Raw genomic sequence first — 4,319 nt, 5'->3', positions numbered from 1 at the left:
CAGCGAGAAGACACGATCACGCAAAGGCCGCCCAGCTGTCAGGCGAACGACGAACCCCGCCAAGAGATGATCTTGGCGGGGTTAATAGTCAAGCTGAGGCACACCGGGCCACAGGGCGCGGCAGAACGCCGGGCCGGGCGAGCCGCGGAGCGCGGCAGGAGCATCAGGCCCTGGGGCCGGTACCCGTGGAGAGCGCGGGCCCAGGCGCGGCCCGCCCCGGCCCGCACCGCGGACCGGCCGGCCCCTCCCGGCCGAGCCCGGTGCACGACCGCGTGCGTCAGGGGACCAGAATGGGCTGGGCGCCGCGAGGGAACGGGGCCAGGAAGGAAGACCAGCGCATGGAGAGCCAGGCCCGCAGCCGCACCGCACTCGTCGAGGAGCTCATGGAGCGCTATCCCGACGTGCCCCGCGAGGCGGTGATCAAGGAGGACCTGCTGCGCGGCGGCATGGCCTTCGACGAGTCCGCGCTCAGCGACAGCGCCGGCGCCGACGGGGGCGGCGAGGTCAAACCGAAGTCGTACTTCATCTTCTCCTTCGACCACCGCACCCTGCCCGAGCTGGGCGCCGCCGCGCTCAACCGGCCGCCGGAGGAGATCGTGCTGACCGGCGGGCCGTACGGGCTGCGCCGCACGGTGGTGTCGGTGCGGGTGAACCCGGACTCGCCGTACCGGGTCGGCGCGGGCGAGGACGGCACCCTCGGGCTCTACCTGGACGGTGCGCGGATCGCCGACGTCGGCCTGCCGCCGATGCCGGACTACTACCGCCACACGCTCGCCAACGGGAAGTCGGTGATGGAGGTCGCCCCGACCATCCAGTGGGGTTACCTGATCTACCTCACGGTGTTCCGGGTCTGCCAGTACTTCGGCGCCAAGGAGGAGTGCCAGTACTGCGACATCAACCACAACTGGCGCCAGCACAAGGCCGCCGGCCGCCCGTACACCGGGGTCAAGCCGGTCGAGGAGGTGCTGGAGGCGCTGGCGCTGATCGACGAGCACGACACCGCCCGCGCCTCCCAGGCGTACACCCTCACCGGCGGCGCGATCACCTCGCACGTCGGGGGCCGGGACGAGGCCGACTTCTACGGGCAGTACGCCAAGGCCATCGAGGAGCGCTTCCCCGGCCGCTGGATCGGCAAGGTGGTGGCCCAGGCGCTGCCGCGCGAGGACGTCCAGCGCTTCCACGACTACGGCGTGCGGATCTACCACCCCAACTTCGAGGTGTGGGACAAGCGGCTGTTCGAGCTCTACTGCCCGGGCAAGGAGCGCTACGTCGGCCGGGACGAGTGGCACCGCCGGATCCTCGACTCCACCGAGGTGTTCGGCCCGGAGAACGTGATCCCCAACTTCGTCGCCGGCGTGGAGATGGCCGAGCCCTTCGGCTTCACCACGGTGGACGAGGCGATCGCCTCCACCGAGGAGGGCCTGCGCTTCTTCATGTCCCACGGCGTGGTGCCGCGCTTCACCACCTGGTGCCCCGAGCCCACCACCCCGCTCGGCAAGGCCAACCCGCAGGGCGCGCCGCTGGAGTACCACATCCGGCTGTTGCAGACCTACCGGGCGACCCTGGAGGAGTTCGGCCTCTCCTCCCCGCCCGGCTACGGCCCGGCCGGCCCGGGCCGGGCGGTCTTCTCGGTGAGCTCCTTCATGGACTCGCTGCCCAGCTGAGCACAGGGCGACGGCGCCGCCCCCGGCGGGGTGGCGCCGTCGGGGGTACGGCCAATCTCCGGGTGTCTCAACTCCCGTTCAGCGGGCGGACAGTGAGGATCTGCTCGGCCCGGCCCAGCGGTCCGTGGCCATCGTGCAGCACGGTGCTGGTGACGCCGTGCCCGGCCGGGCCGAAGCTCACGCTGGTGTCCAGGCCGGTCCAGCGGCCCTCGGGGCGGCGGTGGAAGTGGATCGTCAGGTCGGTGTTGGGGAACATCCACTCGGTGGGGTTCTGCCGCACGGCGATGCCGTTCGCGGTGTCGACCAGCATGACGAAGGAGGCGTGCGGGCCGCTGGGCTCCCCCGCGACCAGCTCGACGGGGCTGGAGATCCAGGCGGCGGCGCGGCCCGGGGCGGTCTCCCGGCGGCGGACGTCGATCGAGGCGATGTAGCCGCCGCCCCACAGCCCGCCCATCGTCCAGGGCTCGAACTCCTCGGGCGCGGGCAGCGGCTCGTCGTGGGTGCCCGCGACGGCGGTGGTGTCCAGCTCGGCGAGGAACCAGGCGCGGGCCCGGACCACGGCGCGCCCGCCGATCACCACCGTGGCCTCGATCAGCTCGATGGTGCGCCCGGGGCGGACGGTCTCCACCGTGATCTCGAACTCGTCGAGGGCGATCAGGCCGAGTATGTCGTAACTGATCCGGGCCAGTGCCAGGCCGTCGGCGGGGCGGCCGGCCCGCTGGTGGTCGGCTCGGTGGCGGTCGATGGCGTGCACGATCAGGCCGCCGAGCGGGCTGAAGTGCTGCTCGTCGGGGTGCCAGGCGCCCTGCGCCTGCACGGTGGGCTTGTAGTGGTTCTCGCCGGTGCGCTGGTAGTAGCTGTCGGGCGCGGCGGTGGGGGTGGTCACGTGCGCTTCTCCTCGGGCGGGATCGCTGACTGCCGGTCGGGCGCCGCCGTGGTACGACGGCGCCCGACCTCGGCGTTCAGGATCGTAAGGGGCCGAACCGCCTGCGCGGCCTCACGGGTGACGCATCCCACACCGCCGGAGGTTCCGGGCCGTCAGTGCGCGACCAGCGGGTAGTGGTCGGAGAGGTCGGCGTAGGTGTAGCTCTTGCCCCAACTGCTCACCGTCCAGGGCGCGCTGTGCACCCGGACCACCTGGTTGGTGTACTGCTGCGGGCGGGCGTGGTCGGCCCGGTAGAGGACGTAGTCGAGGTCCTCCTTGGGCTCGCCCGGGTAGCGGTAGGCGGCGATGGAGTTGTCCACGGTGTCGAAGGAGTACGGCCAGCCGGTGCGGGCGAAGGCCGGGGCGAGGTTGCCGTTGGTCAGCAGCGCCTGGTATTCGGAGCCGTGCGAGTCGATGTTGAGGTCGCCGGCGATGACGATCGGCTCGTCGGCCGAGATCCGCTTGGCGTCCAGGAACGAGCGCATCGCGGTGAGCTGCTTCGCCCGGATGTCCGCCGCCTGGCCGCTTGCGCAGCCCGAGTCGGTGGACTGGAGGTGGGTGCCGACCACGTGGGTGCGGCGGCCGTCGACGTCCAGCACCGCGTAGACGAAGCCCTTGTTGGAGAACCAGTCCGAGCCGCAGGCGTCCTTGTAGACGTACTGCTCCTTGCGCAGGATCGGCCACTTGCTGAGCAGGGTGACGCCGCCGTCCTCGGGGGTGGCGCCGCTGTAGCTGCCGGAGGTGGCGTCCCAGCCGCTGGTGGAGCGGCCGACCACCGGCGTGTGGTACGGGTAGGCGGCCGAGGCCTTGGCGGTCAGCGCGTCGGAGGCCGCGTTGTCGAAGGCCTCCTCCAGCACGACCACGTCGTGGCCCTGGAAGAAGTCCGCCGAGGCGATGGCCTGAGCCCGGTACTGCTGGCCCCAGTTGGGGTAGAGCGAAGTGCTCATCAGGAACGTGTTGTACGTCAGCACGTCGAGCGGGGGTGCGGTCGCCGGGGCGCTCTCGGCCGAGGCCGGGGCGGTGCCGAGCACGGCGAGGACGGTCGCGGCGGCGCCGGCGGCGAGGGCGCGGCGGACGGACGACAGGGGCATCGGGCCTCCGTGGGGGCGATGTCGTGGACCCGTCGGGTCGAGGGATGTTGTGTATCCAACTTGGCCCGCGACACACCCCGCAAGACGTCGGGCGAGCATTCGGTGAACTCGCCGGTAACACCGCCACCGGCCCAATGTGGCCCTCTCAAGGGAGTCGTGAACACACCGACCCGACTCCGGACGCGGGATCCGGACCGGGCCTTCCGGGTGTCCGGAGCTGCCGTCACACTGTCGCAAGCACGAGACCGCAGCACCGAACGGGGAGGGCATGGCAGGCCGGAAGAAGCAGAAGAGGCCGCTCGCCGAGGGAGTGGTCCCGCCTCCGAAGCGGGTCCGCAGGCGCTCGGAGCCCCGGCTCTCCCCGAAGGCCGTCCACCGGACGGCGTGGCTCACCGGCCTGCTCACCCCGGTGCTGATGGTCGGGGCGGCGGCGCTCGGCACCAATCCGGACTACCAGCTCCCTTGCGCCGTCCTGGCGTTCCTGGTGCTCTCGGCGGGCGTCATCGGGATCGGCCTCATCCGCGCCCGCGGGCGCGCGGCGCGGCTAGGACGTGTATTCGGTCGTGATCAATGGGTTCGGGTGAGGTCCTTGATCCAGATCATTGCGCCGCGAAGGTGAAGGCCGGCGAGGTAGCTTTC

Annotated in this window: 4 protein-coding genes; 2 read left to right on the top strand and 2 right to left on the bottom strand. The window is 71.5% G+C overall.

Features of this window, described 5'->3' with window-relative positions; all coding sequences use genetic code 11:
* Positions 1-338 precede the first annotated feature (338 nt).
* Complete coding sequence (locus ACIRRH_RS43835; RefSeq protein WP_403079087.1) at positions 339-1,664, top strand: radical SAM protein; 1,326 nt, start codon at positions 339-341, stop codon at positions 1,662-1,664.
* A 67-nt stretch (positions 1,665-1,731) separates the two neighbouring features.
* Here ACIRRH_RS43835 and ACIRRH_RS43830 read toward each other — a convergent pair whose 3' ends face one another.
* On the bottom strand, positions 1,732-2,550 hold the full coding sequence (locus tag ACIRRH_RS43830) for a thioesterase family protein (RefSeq protein ID WP_403079085.1): 819 nt from the start codon (positions 2,548-2,550) through the stop codon (positions 1,732-1,734).
* Positions 2,551-2,702: 152 nt separating this feature from the next.
* Complete coding sequence (gene sph / locus ACIRRH_RS43825) at positions 2,703-3,680, bottom strand: sphingomyelin phosphodiesterase (RefSeq protein WP_403079083.1); 978 nt, start codon at positions 3,678-3,680, stop codon at positions 2,703-2,705.
* 268 nt (positions 3,681-3,948) lie between these two features.
* On the opposite strand from sph, the gene ACIRRH_RS43820 reads away from it, so the two are divergent.
* The gene (locus ACIRRH_RS43820) at positions 3,949-4,299 is read left to right on the top strand and encodes a hypothetical protein (RefSeq protein WP_403079081.1); all 351 of its coding nucleotides are present in this window, start codon (positions 3,949-3,951) and stop codon (positions 4,297-4,299) included.
* Positions 4,300-4,319: the final 20 nt, after the last annotated feature.

It is taken from the genome of Kitasatospora sp. NPDC101235 (assembly GCF_044767505.1).
In the GTDB taxonomy this organism is placed as follows: domain Bacteria; phylum Actinomycetota; class Actinomycetes; order Streptomycetales; family Streptomycetaceae; genus Kitasatospora.
This window is presented reverse-complemented; position numbering and strand designations above follow the sequence as displayed.

Coding starts and splice junctions, on each gene's coding strand:
- sph (WP_403079083.1), bottom strand. CDS start 3,680: ATGCCCCTGTCGTCCGTCCGCCGCGCCCTCGCCGCCGGCGCCGCCGCG.
- ACIRRH_RS43835 (WP_403079087.1), top strand. CDS start 339: ATGGAGAGCCAGGCCCGCAGCCGCACCGCACTCGTCGAGGAGCTCATG.
- ACIRRH_RS43820 (WP_403079081.1), top strand. CDS start 3,949: ATGGCAGGCCGGAAGAAGCAGAAGAGGCCGCTCGCCGAGGGAGTGGTC.